This window comes from Pseudomonas sp. BN102, assembly GCF_029871245.1.
In the GTDB taxonomy this organism is placed as follows: Bacteria; Pseudomonadota; Gammaproteobacteria; order Pseudomonadales; family Pseudomonadaceae; genus Metapseudomonas.
Genome location: NZ_SSON01000071.1, coordinates 127,413 through 142,540, shown reverse-complemented (window position 1 = coordinate 142,540; position 15,128 = coordinate 127,413). Strand labels below are relative to the sequence as shown.

The following is a 15,128-nucleotide window of genomic DNA, read 5'->3' as shown; positions in this document are numbered from 1 at the left end:
GGCGGGGCTTCTGCGTTACCAGGTTCGCGATGGAGGCTTAGGCCTGGACCACCGGGATCTTGGCGTTGGCCGCGGCGTCCTTGTACTCGGCGATCTGGTCGAAGGACAGGTAGCGGTAGATATCGGCCGCCATGCTGTCGATGTTCTTCGCGTAGCCCATGTACTCCTCGACGGTCGGCAGTTTGCCCAGGATCGAGGCAACGGCCGCCAGTTCGGCGGAGGCCAGGTAGACGTTGGTGGCGTCGCCCAGGCGGTTGGGGAAGTTACGGGTGGAGGTGGAGACCACGGTGGCCCCGGTCTGCACGCGCGCCTGGTTGCCCATGCACAGCGAGCAACCCGGCATTTCCATGCGGGCGCCGGCCTTGCCGTAGATGCCGTAGTAGCCTTCCTCGGTCAGCTGGTGCTGGTCCATCTTGGTCGGCGGCGCCAGCCACAGACGGGTCGGGATGCCGCCCTTGACCTTGTCCAGCAGCTTGCCGGCGGCGCGGAAGTGCCCAATGTTGGTCATGCAGGAACCGATGAACACTTCGTCGATCTTGTCGCCGGCCACGGTGGACAGCAGGCGGGCATCGTCCGGGTCGTTCGGCGCGCAGAGCACGGGCTCCTTGACGTCGGCCAGGTCGATCTCGATGACGGCGGCGTATTCGGCGTCGGCGTCGGCGGCCAGCAGGTTCGGCTGGGCCAGCCAGGCTTCCATCGCCTGGGCGCGGCGCTCCAGGGTGCGGGCGTCGCCGTAGCCTTCGCCGATCATCCAGCGCAGCAGGGTGATGTTGGAGCGCAGGTACTCGGCGATGGCCGCTTCCGGCAGCTTGATGGTGCAACCGGCGGCGGAACGTTCGGCCGAGGCGTCGGACAGCTCGAAGGCCTGCTCGACGGTCAGCTCGTTGAGGCCTTCGATCTCGAGGATGCGGCCGGAGAAGATGTTCTTCTTGCCTTTCTTCTCGACGGTGAGCAGGCCGGCCTGGATGGCGTAGTAGGGGATGGCATGCACCAGGTCACGCAGGGTGATCCCGGGCTGCATCTTGCCCTTGAAGCGCACCAGGACCGATTCCGGCATGTCCAGCGGCATCACGCCGGTGGCGGCGGCGAAGGCCACCAGGCCGGAGCCGGCCGGGAAGGAGATGCCGATCGGGAAGCGGGTGTGCGAGTCGCCACCGGTGCCGACGGTGTCCGGCAGCAGCATGCGGTTCAGCCAGCTGTGGATGATGCCGTCGCCCACTTTCAACGAGACGCCACCGCGATTGCGCATGAAGTCCGGCAGGCTGTGGTGGGTGCGCACGTCCACCGGCTTGGGGTAGGCGGCGGTGTGGCAGAAGGACTGCATCACCAGGTCGGCGGAGAAGCCGAGGCAGGCGAGGTCTTTCAGCTCGTCGCGGGTCATCGGGCCAGTGGTGTCCTGGGACCCGACGGTGGTCATCTTCGGCTCGCAGTAGGTGCCCGGGCGCACGCCCTGGCCTTCGGCGAGACCGCAGGCGCGGCCGACCATCTTCTGTGCCAGGGTGAAGCCCTTGCCGCTGTCGACCGGGGCTTCCGGCTTCTGGAACAGGTCGGAGGCGCCCAGGCCCAGTTCGGCACGGGCCTTCTCGGTCAGGCCGCGGCCGATGATCAGCGGGATACGGCCGCCGGCGCGGACTTCGTCCAGCAGCACCGGGGTCTTCAGCTCGAAGCTGGCCAGCAGTTCCTCGCTGCCATGGCGGCAGACTTTCCCGGCGTAGGGATAGACGTCGATCACGTCGCCCATGGCCAGGTTGGCGACATCGAATTCGATCGGCAGGGCACCGGCGTCTTCCATGGTGTTGTAGAAGATCGGGGCGATCTTGTTGCCGAAGCAGAAGCCACCGGCGCGCTTGTTCGGCACGAAGGGGATGTCGTCGCCGAAGAACCACAGCACCGAGTTGGTGGCGGACTTGCGCGAGGAGCCGGTGCCGACCACGTCACCGACGTAGGCGACCGGGAAGCCCTTGGCCTTGACCGCTTCGATCTGCTGCAGCGGACCGACGGAGCCGGGCTGGATCGGCTCGATGCCGTCGCGGGCCATTTTCAGCATGGCCAGGGCGTGCAGCGGGATGTCCGGGCGGGACCAGGCGTCCGGCGCCGGCGACAGGTCGTCGGTGTTGGTTTCGCCGGGGACCTTGAACACGGTCAGGGTCACTTTTTCCGGCACGGCCGGCTTGTTGACGAACCACTCGCCGTCGGCCCAGGACTTGAGCACGGCTTGCGCGGAGGCGTTGCCTTGCTTGGCGCGCTCGGCGACGTCGTGGAAGGCGTCGAACATCAGCAGGGTGTGCTTCAGCTGCTCGGCGGCGACGGTGGCCAGCTCGGCGCTGTCCAGCAGCTCGACCAGGGTGGCGATGTTGTAGCCGCCCTGCATGGTGCCCAGCAGTTCGGTGGCGCGCGCTTTGGAGATCAGCGGGGAGGTGGCTTCGCCCTTGGCGATAGCGGAGAGCAAACCGGCTTTGACGTAGGCGGCTTCGTCGACGCCCGGCGGAACACGGTTGGTGATCAGGTCGAGGAGGAAGGCCTCTTCGCCGGCCGGCGGGTTCTTCAGCAGTTCAACCAGGCCTGCGGTTTGTTCGGCGTTCAGCGGCTGGGGCACAACGCCCTGGGCGGCACGCTCTTCTACGTGTTTGCGATAGGCTTCAAGCACAGTTTTACCCTCATCAGTGGCCCTGGAGTGTCCAGGGCGCTCATCCAGGAATCCGCCGAACGCATGCGCCGCACAGCTTTTTGGGCTGTCTGGCCAAGGTTTCGGCGGCCTCCATCGAGAAGCTGTTTTCAAAGTTTTACGCCGGAAGGAAGACCTGATGAGGGCTGGCGGCGGACACCCCTGGAGGGATGCCCGGCGCCATTGTTTCCTGCCGGATGAACTGTGCTCGTGACGCTTTGAAAACAGCTTCCAACGGATATCGGCGCCTTAAATGGCGCGGTGATTCTAATGGAAAGGCTTGGCAAAGTTAAGACAAAAACCCCATTTCCCTGAGGGTGACCCCGATTAGACAAAGGGCTAAGATGCCCGCCTGTTTCACCTGCCGAATCCGTTTCCAGCATGTCCAACCAGCGCATCAAGACGCCTTGCGTCGGCCTCTGCTCCACCGTCTACGGCGACCTGGTGTGCCGCGGTTGCAAGCGCTTCCACCACGAGGTGGTGAACTGGAACCTCTATAACGAGGAGGAGAAGCGCGCCGTCTGGCGGCGCCTGGAAATCCTTCTGGTGCAGGTGATGGCCGCCAAGCTGGAGGTCTTCGAGCCGGCGCGGCTGCGTGCCCAGCTGGAACAGCGCCAGGTGCGTTTCGTGCCCGAACAGTCCCACTACTGCTGGGCCTACCAGCTGATCGCGCGGGCTTCGCGCATGATCAATCGGCTGGATGCGTACGGAATCGTGCTGCTGCCGGAGTTTCGCGGCTGGGCGCTGCCCGACCTGCGCGAGGCCATCGATCGGGAATTCTTCCTCTTGTCCGAAGCTCACTACGAACGCTACATCGCGCCGCGATTCCTGCTCGAAGGCATGGAAATCCGCGTTTGACGCCATGAAAAAAGCCGCCATCAGGCGGCTTTTCTCCGTGTGCTGATTCAGCGCTGGGCCACCAGCTCCTCCAGGTGGGCAATGATGGCTTCGGGTTTCAGAACCAGAACATCGCTTTCCAGGGTATCCAGCACCACTTCCGCCGTATTGCCGATCAGCGCTCCGGATAGGCCGGAACGCGCAACGGTGCCGATCACAGTGACTGCCGCTCCGAGCTGGTGGGCGACATGGGGGATGAGCACATCGGCCGGACCTTCCTCGATATGCAACCGTTCGTCGCTGACGTCGTACTCGGCCTGGAAGGCGCGGCACTCATCACGGTAGCGCGCCTCGATGGTCTCCTTGAGCTGGAAGGTGGGGTCCGCCGCCGAGAGCATGGGCGAGGGGTGGGCGCTGATCACGTGGAGGGTGCCGTGGGCCAGGCTGGCGATGTCGTAGCCGTGGCTGACGATGGTGGCGTGCAGGGTGCGGTGCTCGCCGTCGTTGTTGCCGACATCCACCGCCGCGAGGATATTGCCGCCGGTCCAGGGCCGATCGGTCTTGACCATCAGCACCGGTCCCGGGCAGTAACGCAGCAGCTTCCAGTCATCTGGGGTGAGCAGGGCCTTCTTCAACGGGTTGTCCGGCACGTGCTGCTTGATCACCAGGCCGCAGCCCTCGGCCTGCTGGGCGGCGATGATGGTCTGATGCAGGTTCTCCAGCCAGCTTTGCTGGGTGCTTACGCTGTAGCCTTCGGCCTGCAGCGAGGCGGCCAGGTCGCTGAGGTAGTCGGCATCGTCACCCTTGCGGTCGCAGATCAACAGGTGCAGGTGCGACTGAGTCACCCCGGCGATCAGCTTGGCCCGTTTCAGGGCCAGGCCCTCCGGTCGGTCCGGTTCCAGTACCACCAGAATGCTGCGAATGGCTTGCATGGTCCTCATCTCCCTGTCGATGGCATATAGCCAAAACAAATGTAGTCCCGATTCAGCTTTGGTGATCTTGACATATATCAAGCCGGCCGGGCTGGTCGTCGCATCCTGCATTCGTATAATGCTCCGCCTTCGGGGGCCCGGCCAGCGTGGCGCCCAGCATGACGAGACCCAACTGTGAACTTGCCAGAGATCCATGACTTTCTTGGTTGCCGCACGCCTGATGCCTGGGTGGCAGCCGCGTTGGCCGACCAGGAAACCCTGCTGATCGACCACAAGAACAACGAATTCAAGGCGGCATCCACGGCCATGGCGCTGATGGCCAAGTATTCGATGCACCTGGACCTGATCAACTTCATGTCGCGCCTGGCCCGCGAAGAGTTGGTGCACCACGAGCAGGTGCTGCGCATCATGAAGCGCCGCAAGGTGGACCTACGTCCCGTCTCCGCCTCCCGCTACGCCGCTGGCCTGCGCAAGCTGGTGCGCAGCCACGAGCCGCAGAAGCTGGTGGATACCCTGGTGGTGGGCGCCTTCATCGAGGCGCGTTCCTGCGAGCGTTTCGAGGCCCTGGTGCCGCATCTGGACGAGGAGCTGAGCAAGTTCTACGGCGGCTTGCTCAAGTCCGAGGCACGTCACTTCCAGGGTTACTTGAAGCTGGCCTGCCAGTACGGCAATGCGCAGGACGTGGAGCGGACAGTCGAGAAGGTGAGGGCGGCTGAGCTGGAACTGATCGAGTCGCCGGATGAGGAGTTTCGCTTTCATAGCGGTGTGCCGGCCTGACGTTCAGCTGAAAAAGCGCCCTGAGGGGCGCTTCTTCTTAGTCCGGGAGTCTCAGTCGAGGTCGAACGGCGTCTGCAGGAAGCCCTGTGCGTCCACCTGCAGGGCCCAGCCTTGCCGGTCCCAGTCGCCGAGGACGATACGTCGGGCGGATCGTCCGTCAAGGTTCAGTTCGTGGCTGGCCGGACGATGGGTGTGACCGTGGATCAGGGTCCTGACGCCGTACTGACGCAGGATGCGCGGAATTTCTTCGGGTGTGACGTCGGTGATTTCCGCCGCCTTCTGCCGGGTCTGCATCCGGCTTTCCTTGCGCAGCTTGCGCGCCAGCTTGTGGCGCGTGGTCAGGGGCAGGTGGCGGAGGATGAAGAGAGTGACCGGGTTGCGCAGCCAGCGGCGCAGGCGCATATAAGCCTGGTCCTGGGTGCAGAGGCTGTCGCCGTGCATCAGGAGCACGGGTTCGCCGTTCATTCGCACCAGGCTCGGGTCGGGCATCAGGGTGCAACCGGCTTCGCGGCAGAAGGCCGAGCCGATCATGAAATCGCGATTGCCGTGCATCAGGAAGATGCGCGTGCCGCCGTCGGCCAACTTGCGCAGGGCCCGGGCGATGGAATGCTGGAAGGGCGTCATGGCGTCGTCGCCGATCCAGGCTTCGAAGAAGTCGCCAAGTATGTAGAGGGCTTCGGCCCGGGGGGCACGGGTCTGCAGGAAACGAAGAAACGCCCGGGTGATATCCGGGCGTTCCTCTTCAAGATGCAGATCGGAGATCAGCAGTATCACTCGGTGATCTCGGCCTTCTCGATGATCACGTCATCTACCGGAACGTCCTGGTGGCCGCCTTTCATGGTGGTGGCCACGCCCTTGATCTTGTTCACCACGTCCATGCCCTCGACCACTTCACCAAACACGGCATAACCCCAGCCCTGGACGGTTGGAGCGCTGTGGTTGAGGAAGCTGTTGTCGGCGACGTTGATGAAGAACTGGGCGGAGGCCGAGTGCGGCTCCATGGTGCGGGCCATGGCGATGGTGCCGACCTTGTTGGACAGGCCGTTGTTGGCCTCGTTCTTGATGGGCGCACGAGTGGCCTTCTGCTTCATGCCCGGCTCGAAACCGCCGCCCTGGATCATGAAGTTGCCGATCACGCGGTGGAAAATGGTGCCGTCGTAATGGCCAGCCTTCACGTACTCCTTGAAGTTGGCCACGGTTTCCGGGGCTTTGTCTTCGAAGAGTTGCAGGGTGATGACGCCGTGGTTGGTGTGCAGCTTGATCATTGGGCTATTCGCTCTATCGAGAATTCCAAGGCCTGTCAGGGGATTGACAGCTTCGGCTATGATAAGCGCTTTGATTTGGCCGGCCTACCCTGAGCCGCGCACCAGTTAGACCTAAAGGACCCCATGAGCAAGCCAGACACTCCCGTCGCCTCCAACTTCCTGCGCCAGATCGTCCAGGCGGACCTGGATGCAGGCAAGCACACCAAGATCGTCACCCGCTTCCCGCCGGAGCCCAACGGCTACCTGCATATCGGCCATGCCAAGTCGATCTGCCTGAATTTCGGCCTGGCCAAGGAGTTCGGTGGTGACTGCCACCTGCGCTTCGACGACACCAACCCGGCCAAGGAAGACCAGGAGTACATCGACGCCATCGAGAGCGACGTGAAATGGCTTGGCTTCCAGTGGGCCGGCGAAGAGCGCTACGCCTCCAACTATTTCGACCAGCTGCATGACTGGGCCGTCGAGCTGATCAAGGCCGGCAAGGCCTTCGTCTGCGACCTGTCGTCGGAAGACATGCGCCACTACCGCGGCAGCCTGACCGAGCCCGGCAAGAACAGCCCCTTCCGTGATCGTTCGGTGGAAGAGAACCTGGATCTGTTCGCCCGCATGAGGGCCGGCGAATTCCCGGATGGTACGCGCTCGCTGCGGGCGAAGATCGACATGACGTCGCCGAATATGAACCTGCGCGACCCGATCCTCTACCGTATCCGGCACGCCAACCACCACCAGACAGGTGACAAGTGGTGCATCTACCCGAGCTATGACTTCACTCATGGCCAGTCGGACGCCATCGAAGGCATCACTCACTCCATCTGCACCCTGGAGTTCGAGGATCATCGCCCGCTCTACGAATGGTTCCTGGAAAACCTGTCGGTGCCGGCCCAGCCGCGCCAGTACGAGTTCTCGCGCCTCAACCTGAACTACACCATCACCAGCAAGCGCAAGCTCAAGCAGCTGGTGGACGAAGGTCATGTGAATGGCTGGGACGACCCGCGCATGTCGACCCTGTCCGGCTACCGTCGTCGCGGCTACACCCCGGAGTCCATCCGCAACTTCTGCGAAATGATCGGCGTGAACCGCGCCAGCGGCGTAGTGGATGTGGGCATGCTGGAATTCAGCATCCGCGATCACCTGGACGCCACCGCGCCACGCGCCATGTGCGTGCTGAAGCCGCTCAAGGTGGTCATCACCAACTACCCGGAAGCCCAGGTCGAGAACCTCGAACTGCCGTGCCATCCGAAGGAAGACATGGGCGTGCGCGTGCTGCCATTCGGCCGTGAGCTGTTCATCGATGCCGGCGACTTCGAGGAAGTGCCGCCTGCCGGCTACAAGCGCCTGATCCCGGGCGGTGAAGTGCGCCTGCGTGGCAGCTACGTGATCCGTGCCGACGAAGCGATCAAGGACGCCGCGGGCAACATCGTCGAACTGCGCTGCTCGTACGATCCGGACACCCTGGGCAAGAACCCGGAAGGCCGCAAGGTCAAGGGCGTGATCCACTGGGTGCCGGCCCAAGGCAGCGTGGAATGCGAAGTGCGCCTGTACGACCGCCTGTTCCGTTCGCCGAACCCGGAGAAGTCGGAGCATGGCGGCAGCTTCCTCGACAATATCAACCCAGACTCCCTGCAGGTTTTGACCGGCTGCCGTGCCGAGCCGTCCCTGGCCCAGGCCCAGCCCGAAGATCGCTTCCAGTTCGAGCGTGAAGGCTACTTCGTCGCCGACCTGAAGGACTCCCAGCCCGGCAAGCCGGTGTTCAACCGTACCGTGACCCTGCGCGATTCCTGGGGCCAATGATGACGCTGTCGATCTACAACACCCTGAGCAAGACCAAGGAGCCCCTGAAGCCGCTGGTCGGCAACCAGGTGCGCATGTATGTCTGCGGCATGACCGTCTATGACTTCTGCCATATCGGCCATGCCCGGGTCATGGTGGCGTTCGACGTGGTGGCGCGCTGGTTGCGCCATCGCGGCTATGACCTCACCTACGTGCGCAACATCACCGATATCGACGACAAGATCATTCGCCGCGCCAACGAGAACGGCGAGCCATTCGAGGCCCTGGTGGAGCGCATGATCGCGGCGATGCACGAGGATGAGGCGCGCCTCTCCGTCCTGCGTCCGGACATCGAGCCGCGTGCCACCGGCCATATCGCCGGCATGCACCAGATGATCCAGACCTTGATCGACAAGGGCTTCGCCTATGCGCCGGGCAATGGCGACGTCTACTACCGGGTCGGTAAATTCGTCGGCTACGGCAAGCTCTCGCGCAAGAAGATCGAAGACCTGCGCATCGGCGCGCGCATCGAGGTCGACGAGGCCAAGGAAGATCCGCTGGACTTCGTCTTGTGGAAGGGCGCCAAGCTGGGCGAGCCGAGCTGGGAATCGCCCTGGGGGGCTGGCCGTCCGGGTTGGCACATCGAGTGCTCGGTGATGTCCACATGCTGCCTGGGCGAGACCTTCGACATCCACGGCGGCGGTCCGGACCTGGTGTTCCCGCACCACGAGAACGAGATCGCCCAGAGCGAAGCGGCCACCGGCAAGCTCTACGCCAATGCCTGGATGCACGCCGGGGCGGTGCGGGTGGATGGCGAGAAGATGTCCAAGTCCCTGGGCAACTTCTTCACCATTCGCGAAGTGCTGGAGAAGTACCACCCGGAGGTGGTGCGCTACCTGCTGGTTTCCAGCCACTACCGCAGCCCGATCAACTACTCCGAAGAGAGCCTCAAGGAAGCCAAGGGAGCCCTGGAGCGTTTCTACCACGCCCTGCGGGGGCTGCCCGAGGCCGCTCCGGCGGGCGGAGAGGCCTTCGTCGAGCGCTTCGGCGCCGCCATGGACGACGACTTCAACAGTCCGGAAGCCTGTGCCGTGCTCTTCGAGATGGTGCGCGAGGTCAATCGCCTGCGTGATAGCGATCTGGCGGCGGCCGCGGGCCTCGCGGCACGCCTGAAGTCGCTGGCCGGCCTGCTCGGCGTGTTGCAGCTGGAGCCGGATGCCTTCCTGCGCGCTGGCGCCGAGGGCAAGGTGGATGCCGCCGAGGTCGAGGCGCTGATCCAGGCGCGTCTGCAGGCGAGGGCAGAGAAGAACTGGGCCGAGTCCGACCGTATCCGCGACCGGCTGACCGCCATGGGCGTGGTGTTGGAAGACGGCAAGGGCACCACTACCTGGCGCCTGGCCGACTAACGACCTGTTCACGATCTGCTGCGCGTCTGAATAGCCGCGAGATCGTGATCAGGCCTTGAGTCGAGCTATCCAAACGAAAAAGGCCGCATGATGCGGCCTTTTTCATTTCCCTTCGCCTCAGGCGTGCAGCGTCTCGGCTGCGTAAAGGGTGTTCTCCAGCAGGCAGGCGCGGGTCATGGGGCCGACCCCACCCGGAACCGGGGTGATCCAGCTGGCGCGTTGCTGGGCGATATCGTATTCCACGTCGCCCACCAGCTTGCCGTCTTCCTGGCGGTTGATGCCGACGTCGATGACGATGGCGCCAGGCTTGATCCATTCGCCTTTGACCAGGCCCGGCTTGCCCGCAGCCACTACCACCAGGTCGGCATTGCCGACATGACCGGCCAGGTCCTTGGTGAAGCGGTGGGTGACGGTGACGGTGCAGCCCGCCAGTAGCAGTTCCAGCGCCATGGGGCGGCCGACGATATTGGATGCGCCCACCACCACTGCATTCATGCCGTAGAGGTTGGCGCCGGTGCTTTCCAGCAGGGTCATAATGCCCTTCGGGGTGCAGGGGCGGAGCAGGGGAATGCGTTGGGCCAGGCGACCGACGTTGTACGGGTGGAAGCCGTCCACGTCTTTGTCGGGGTGGATGTGTTCCAGCAACAGTGAAGCGTCCAGGTGCTCGGGCAGCGGCAGCTGGACCAGGATGCCGTCGATGGCCGGGTCTTCATTGAGGCGGTCGATCAGGGCAAGCAGGTCGGCCTGACTGGTGCTGGCGGGCAGGTCATGAGCCTGGGACAGAAAGCCGACTTCCTCGCAGTCCTTGCGCTTGTGGGCGACATAGACCTGGGAGGCTGGATCGCTGCCGACCAGGATCACCGCGAGGCCGGGGACCCGAAGTCCTTGCTGGCGGCGCTCGGTGACGCGTTGGGCTATCTGCTGGCGGAGGCGGGCGGCGATCGTTTTGCCGTCGATCAGTTGTGCGGTCATGACGCTAGATTAACCATCGGGAAGGCTAAAAAGGGCGCGTATTCTCGCATGGAGGGGCGGGCGGGCAAAGGCGGCTGGTCAGCATTTTCCCGTAACTCCTTTATCTTTCTGATTTTTTTCAAATTTCCTGTTGACGAGGTGTAGGGCTATCGATAACATGCGCCCCGCTTGTCGAGCACAGCCAGTCGCTGGGTAAGGCGGCAAGGGTGAATCGGCTGATTCTACCTGAGTCGAAGCTCTATAATCTGCTCGCAGATATAAGCGCCCGTAGCTCAGCTGGATAGAGCATCCGCCTTCTAAGCGGATGGTCGCAGGTTCGAGTCCTGCCGGGCGTGCCACTTGGCACATTTGGCGCAAGCAAGACGCAATATGGTGGGCGTAGCTCAGTTGGTAGAGCACAGGATTGTGGCTCCTGGTGTCGTGGGTTCGATTCCCATCGTCCACCCCATATTCGAGAAAGCGCCAGGCCACGTGCCTGGCGTTTTTGTTTGAAGCGTTACCCTTTGCGGACGTGGTGGAATTGGTAGACACACTGGATTTAGGTTCCAGCGCCGCAAGGCGTGAGAGTTCGAGTCTCTCCGTCCGCACCAAGCTTTTCAGCAAGACGTAATATGGTGGGCGTAGCTCAGTTGGTAGAGCACAGGATTGTGGCTCCTGGTGTCGTGGGTTCGATTCCCATCGTCCACCCCATATTCGAGAAAGCGCCAGGCCACGTGCCTGGCGTTTTCGTTTCAAGGCCCCTTGCGGGCGTGGTGGAATCGGCGGGCGCACTGGATTCAGGTTCATCGCCGCAAGGCGCAAGAGTTCGAGTTTCTCCGGCTGCGCCGTCCTTCTTTCTTTATCTTCTATACCTTCGTTTTGCCGGCTGTTTCTGCTGGGGTGACTTCTGCAAGTCGACCCACTAGAATGCATGCCCTTGATTCTGGGGCCGGAACGGCCGGCTAACGTCTGTGCAACGAGGAATATCCATGCAAGTTTCTGTAGAAAGCACCTCCGCTCTTGAGCGCCGCATGACCATCGGCGTGCCGGCCGAGCGCGTCGAGAACGAAGTGACCAAGCGCCTGCAGCAGACTGCCCGCCGCGCCAAGGTTGCCGGCTTCCGTCCGGGCAAAGTGCCGATGAGCGTCATTCGTCAGCGCTTCGAGGACTCCGCTCGTCAGGAAGTTCTGGGCGACCTGATCCAGTCCTCCTTCTATGAGGCTGTTGTCGAGCAGAAGCTGAACCCCGCGGGTGCTCCGGCCGTCGAGCCGAAAGTGTTCGAGAAGGGCAAGGATCTGGAATTCACCGCCACCTTCGAAGTGTTCCCCGAGTTCCAGGTGGCCGGTTTCGAAAACATCGCCATCGAGCGCCTGCAAGCCGAAGTGGGCGACGCCGACGTCGATAACATGCTGGACATCCTGCGCAAGCAGAACACCCGTTTCGAATCCGTTGAGCGTGCTGCCGAGAACGGCGATCAGCTGAACATCGACTTCGTTGGCAAGATCGACGGCGAAGCCTTCGCTGGTGGTTCCGCCAAGGGCACCCTGCTGGTGCTGGGCTCCGGCCGTATGATCCCGGGCTTCGAAGATGCCCTGGTCGGCGTCAAAGCTGGCGAAGAGCGCGTGATCAACCCGACCTTCCCGGCTGACTACCAGAACCTGGACCTGGCCGGTAAGACCGCCGAGTTCACCGTGACCGTGAACGGCGTTTCCGCACCGCAACTGCCGGAACTGAACGACGAATTCTTCTCCCTGTTCGGTATCAAGGAAGGCGGTCTGGAAGGCTTCCGCGCCGAAGTTCGCAAGAACATGGAGCGCGAACTGCGTCAGGCCACCAAGTCCAAGGTGAAAAACCAGGTGATGGACGGCCTGCTGGCCGCCAACCCGGTAGAAGTGCCGAAGGCCCTGATCGGTAACGAAGTCAACCGTCTGCGCGTACAGGCTGTGCAGCAGTTCGGCGGCAACATCAACCCTGACCAACTGCCGGCCGAGCTGTTCGAAGAGCAGGCCAAGCGCCGTGTAGTCCTGGGCCTGATCGTTGCAGAAGTGGTCAAGCAGTTCGAGCTGAAGCCCGATGAAGCCCGCGTACGCGAGCTGATCGAAGAGATGGCTTCCGCCTACCAGGAGCCGGAACAGGTCGTGTCCTGGTACTACAAGAACGACCAGCAGCTGAACGAAGTCCGTTCTGTTGTGCTGGAAGAACAAGTTGTAGATACTGTCCTTCAGAAGGCCAACGTAACCGACAAATCGGTTTCCTACGAAGAGGCAGTCAAGCCGGCAGAAGCTCCGCAAGCCGACTGATTGTTTCGCCTCGTTCGAATACACCATAAGCCAGCCTCCGAGCTGGCTTATGCGTCTTTGAGACATGACTATCTAGTTAGGGAGTGATCGCAGGACATGTCCCGCAATTCTTTTATGCAGCAAATGCCTGATATCCAAGCCGCTGGCGGCCTGGTACCGATGGTCATCGAGCAATCCGCCCGTGGCGAACGCGCCTACGACATCTACTCGCGCCTGTTGAAGGAGCGGGTGATCTTCCTGGTCGGCCAGGTCGAGGACTTCATGGCCAACCTGGTAGTGGCCCAGTTGCTGTTCCTGGAGGCGGAGAACCCTGACAAGGACATCCACCTCTATATCAACTCTCCGGGCGGCTCCGTAACTGCCGGCATGTCGATCTACGACACCATGCAGTTCATCAAGCCCGATGTATCCACCATCTGCATCGGCCAGGCCTGCAGCATGGGTGCTCTGCTCCTCGCGGGCGGCGCCGCCGGCAAGCGTTACTGCCTGCCGCACTCGCGCATGATGATTCACCAACCGCTGGGTGGCTTCCAGGGGCAGGCCTCGGACATCGAGATCCATGCCCGGGAAATCCTCACCATTCGTGAGCGCCTGAACAAGATCCTGGCCGACCACACCGGTCAGCCGATCGATGTGATTGCTCGCGACACGGACCGTGACAACTTCATGAGTGGCGAAGAGGCGGTCAAATACGGCCTGATCGACCAAGTGCTGAACAAGCGCCAGCTCGTGGGCTAAGCCCTTCCGCAGGACCGCGGCCGGAGTGAATCCGGCCGCTTCGCGGGGTTGAAAATGCCCGCATTTGCCTTCATCTTGTGTTTCAAGCCTACCCGATTGGATCGATCGAATGACTGACACCCGCAATGGCGAGGACAACGGCAAGCTGCTTTATTGCTCCTTCTGCGGCAAAAGCCAGCACGAAGTGCGCAAACTGATTGCCGGCCCCTCCGTCTTTATCTGCGACGAGTGCGTGGACCTGTGCAACGACATCATCCGCGAGGAGGTGCAGGAAGCCCAGGCCGAGAGCAGTGCGCACAAATTGCCGGCGCCCAAGGAAATCCGCACCATTCTTGACCAGTACGTCATCGGCCAGGAGCGTGCGAAGAAGGTGCTGGCGGTAGCGGTGTACAACCACTACAAGCGCCTGAACCAGCGTGAAAAGAAAGATGACGTCGAGTTGGGCAAGAGCAATATCCTGCTGATCGGTCCCACCGGTTCGGGCAAGACGCTGCTGGCGGAAACCCTGGCTCGTCTGCTCAATGTTCCCTTCACCATCGCTGACGCCACCACCCTCACCGAGGCGGGCTATGTCGGCGAAGATGTTGAGAACATCATCCAGAAGCTGCTGCAGAAGTGCGACTACGATGTCGAGAAGGCCCAGATGGGCATCGTCTATATCGACGAGATCGACAAGATTTCTCGCAAGTCCGATAACCCGTCCATCACCCGTGACGTGTCGGGCGAGGGCGTGCAGCAGGCGCTGCTGAAGCTCATCGAAGGCACTGTGGCCTCGGTTCCGCCGCAAGGCGGTCGCAAGCACCCGCAACAGGAATTCCTGCAGGTTGATACCCGTAACATCCTGTTCATCTGCGGTGGCGCTTTCGCTGGCCTGGAGAAAGTGATCCAGAACCGTTCCACCAAGGGTGGTATCGGTTTCAATGCCGAGGTTCGCAGCAAGGACCTGGGCAAGAAGGTTGGCGAGGCTCTTCGCGAAGTAGAACCGGAAGATCTGGTGAAGTTCGGCCTGATTCCGGAGTTCGTCGGTCGTTTGCCGGTCATCGCCACCCTCGACGAGCTCGACGAGGCTGCGTTGATGCAGATCCTCACCGAGCCGAAGAACGCGCTGACCAAGCAGTACGCCAAGTTGTTCGAGATGGAGGGCGTGGATCTGGAGTTCCGTCCGGATGCACTGAAAGCCGTCGCCCATCGTGCGCTCGAGCGCAAGACCGGTGCCCGCGGCCTGCGTTCCATCCTCGAAGGTATCCTGCTCGACACCATGTATGAGATTCCCTCTCAAACAGATGTAAGCAAGGTGGTAATCGATGAGAGTGTCATCGAAGGATCGTCCAAGCCTCTGTTGATCTACGAGAACAACGAGCAGCCTGCGAAGGCGGCGCCTGACGCTTGATGAAACAAAGGGGCCTGCGGGCCCCTTTGTATTTCCTGCCACAACGCTTGTTTTTTCCCGGACCTAACCCCATCTTAGGGCCAAGGGTTTTACCATC

Annotated in this window: 12 protein-coding genes and 4 tRNA genes; 11 read left to right on the top strand and 5 right to left on the bottom strand. The window is 62.3% G+C overall.

The features are described from left to right. Positions 1–37: 37 nt before the first annotated feature. Positions 38–2,647 carry a bifunctional aconitate hydratase 2/2-methylisocitrate dehydratase gene (gene acnB, locus E8F12_RS18365; protein WP_280326639.1) on the bottom strand — a complete coding sequence of 870 codons (2,610 nt, stop codon included), beginning with the start codon at positions 2,645–2,647 and terminating at the stop codon, positions 38–40. Between the two features lie 399 nt (positions 2,648–3,046). Here acnB and E8F12_RS18360 point away from each other — a divergent pair, with 399 nt between their 5' ends. Then, a complete protein-coding gene (locus E8F12_RS18360; protein ID WP_280326638.1) occupies positions 3,047–3,523 on the top strand; it encodes a DUF1289 domain-containing protein in 477 nt (158 codons plus the stop codon). 47 nt (positions 3,524–3,570) lie between these two features. On the opposite strand, the gene E8F12_RS18355 is transcribed toward E8F12_RS18360, so the two are convergent. Next, positions 3,571–4,434, bottom strand: coding sequence for a universal stress protein (locus tag E8F12_RS18355; RefSeq protein WP_280326637.1), 864 nt, complete (start codon positions 4,432–4,434; stop codon positions 3,571–3,573). A 174-nt stretch (positions 4,435–4,608) separates the two neighbouring features. Between E8F12_RS18355 and miaE the strand changes: the two genes are divergently transcribed. Further along, positions 4,609–5,211 (top strand): tRNA isopentenyl-2-thiomethyl-A-37 hydroxylase MiaE, encoded by a 603-nt coding sequence (gene miaE, locus E8F12_RS18350; RefSeq protein WP_280326636.1) that lies wholly within the window; start codon positions 4,609–4,611, stop codon positions 5,209–5,211. A 51-nt stretch (positions 5,212–5,262) separates the two neighbouring features. Here the strand turns inward: miaE and lpxH are convergent, their stop codons facing one another. After that, on the bottom strand, positions 5,263–5,985 hold the full coding sequence (gene lpxH, locus E8F12_RS18345) for a UDP-2,3-diacylglucosamine diphosphatase (protein ID WP_280326635.1): 723 nt from the start codon (positions 5,983–5,985) through the stop codon (positions 5,263–5,265). Beyond that, a complete protein-coding gene (locus tag E8F12_RS18340; RefSeq protein WP_280326634.1) occupies positions 5,982–6,476 on the bottom strand; it encodes a peptidylprolyl isomerase in 495 nt (164 codons plus the stop codon). Before E8F12_RS18340 ends, lpxH begins: the two co-directional genes overlap by 4 nt. 123 nt (positions 6,477–6,599) lie before the next feature. Between E8F12_RS18340 and E8F12_RS18335 the strand changes: the two genes are divergently transcribed. Both E8F12_RS18335 and cysS read left to right on the top strand, forming a co-directional pair. After that, a complete protein-coding gene (locus tag E8F12_RS18335; RefSeq protein ID WP_280326633.1) occupies positions 6,600–8,267 on the top strand; it encodes a glutamine--tRNA ligase/YqeY domain fusion protein in 1,668 nt (555 codons plus the stop codon). Continuing rightward, the gene (cysS, locus tag E8F12_RS18330) at positions 8,267–9,652 is read left to right on the top strand and encodes a cysteine--tRNA ligase (protein WP_280326632.1); all 1,386 of its coding nucleotides are present in this window, start codon (positions 8,267–8,269) and stop codon (positions 9,650–9,652) included. Before E8F12_RS18335 ends, cysS begins: the two co-directional genes overlap by 1 nt. Positions 9,653–9,769: 117 nt before the next feature. Here cysS and folD read toward each other — a convergent pair whose 3' ends face one another. Further along, positions 9,770–10,624, bottom strand: coding sequence for a bifunctional methylenetetrahydrofolate dehydrogenase/methenyltetrahydrofolate cyclohydrolase FolD (gene folD, locus E8F12_RS18325; RefSeq protein WP_280326631.1), 855 nt, complete (start codon positions 10,622–10,624; stop codon positions 9,770–9,772). Between the two features lie 261 nt (positions 10,625–10,885). On the opposite strand from folD, the gene E8F12_RS18320 reads away from it, so the two are divergent. From E8F12_RS18320 to clpX, 7 genes are all read left to right on the top strand, one after another. Next, positions 10,886–10,962 (top strand) — tRNA-Arg (locus E8F12_RS18320). 34 nt (positions 10,963–10,996) lie between these two features. Beyond that, positions 10,997–11,072, top strand: a tRNA-His gene (locus E8F12_RS18315). Positions 11,073–11,129: 57 nt separating this feature from the next. Further along, positions 11,130–11,214, top strand: a tRNA-Leu gene (locus tag E8F12_RS18310). A gap of 24 nt (positions 11,215–11,238) precedes the next feature. Further along, positions 11,239–11,314 (top strand) — tRNA-His (locus tag E8F12_RS18305). A gap of 278 nt (positions 11,315–11,592) precedes the next feature. Then, complete coding sequence (tig, locus tag E8F12_RS18300; protein WP_280326630.1) at positions 11,593–12,903, top strand: trigger factor; 1,311 nt, start codon at positions 11,593–11,595, stop codon at positions 12,901–12,903. A gap of 96 nt (positions 12,904–12,999) precedes the next feature. Further along, positions 13,000–13,641 carry an ATP-dependent Clp endopeptidase proteolytic subunit ClpP gene (clpP, locus tag E8F12_RS18295; protein WP_280326629.1) on the top strand — a complete coding sequence of 214 codons (642 nt, stop codon included), beginning with the start codon at positions 13,000–13,002 and terminating at the stop codon, positions 13,639–13,641. 109 nt (positions 13,642–13,750) lie between these two features. After that, the gene (clpX, locus tag E8F12_RS18290) at positions 13,751–15,031 is read left to right on the top strand and encodes an ATP-dependent Clp protease ATP-binding subunit ClpX (RefSeq protein ID WP_280326628.1); all 1,281 of its coding nucleotides are present in this window, start codon (positions 13,751–13,753) and stop codon (positions 15,029–15,031) included. Positions 15,032–15,128: the final 97 nt, after the last annotated feature.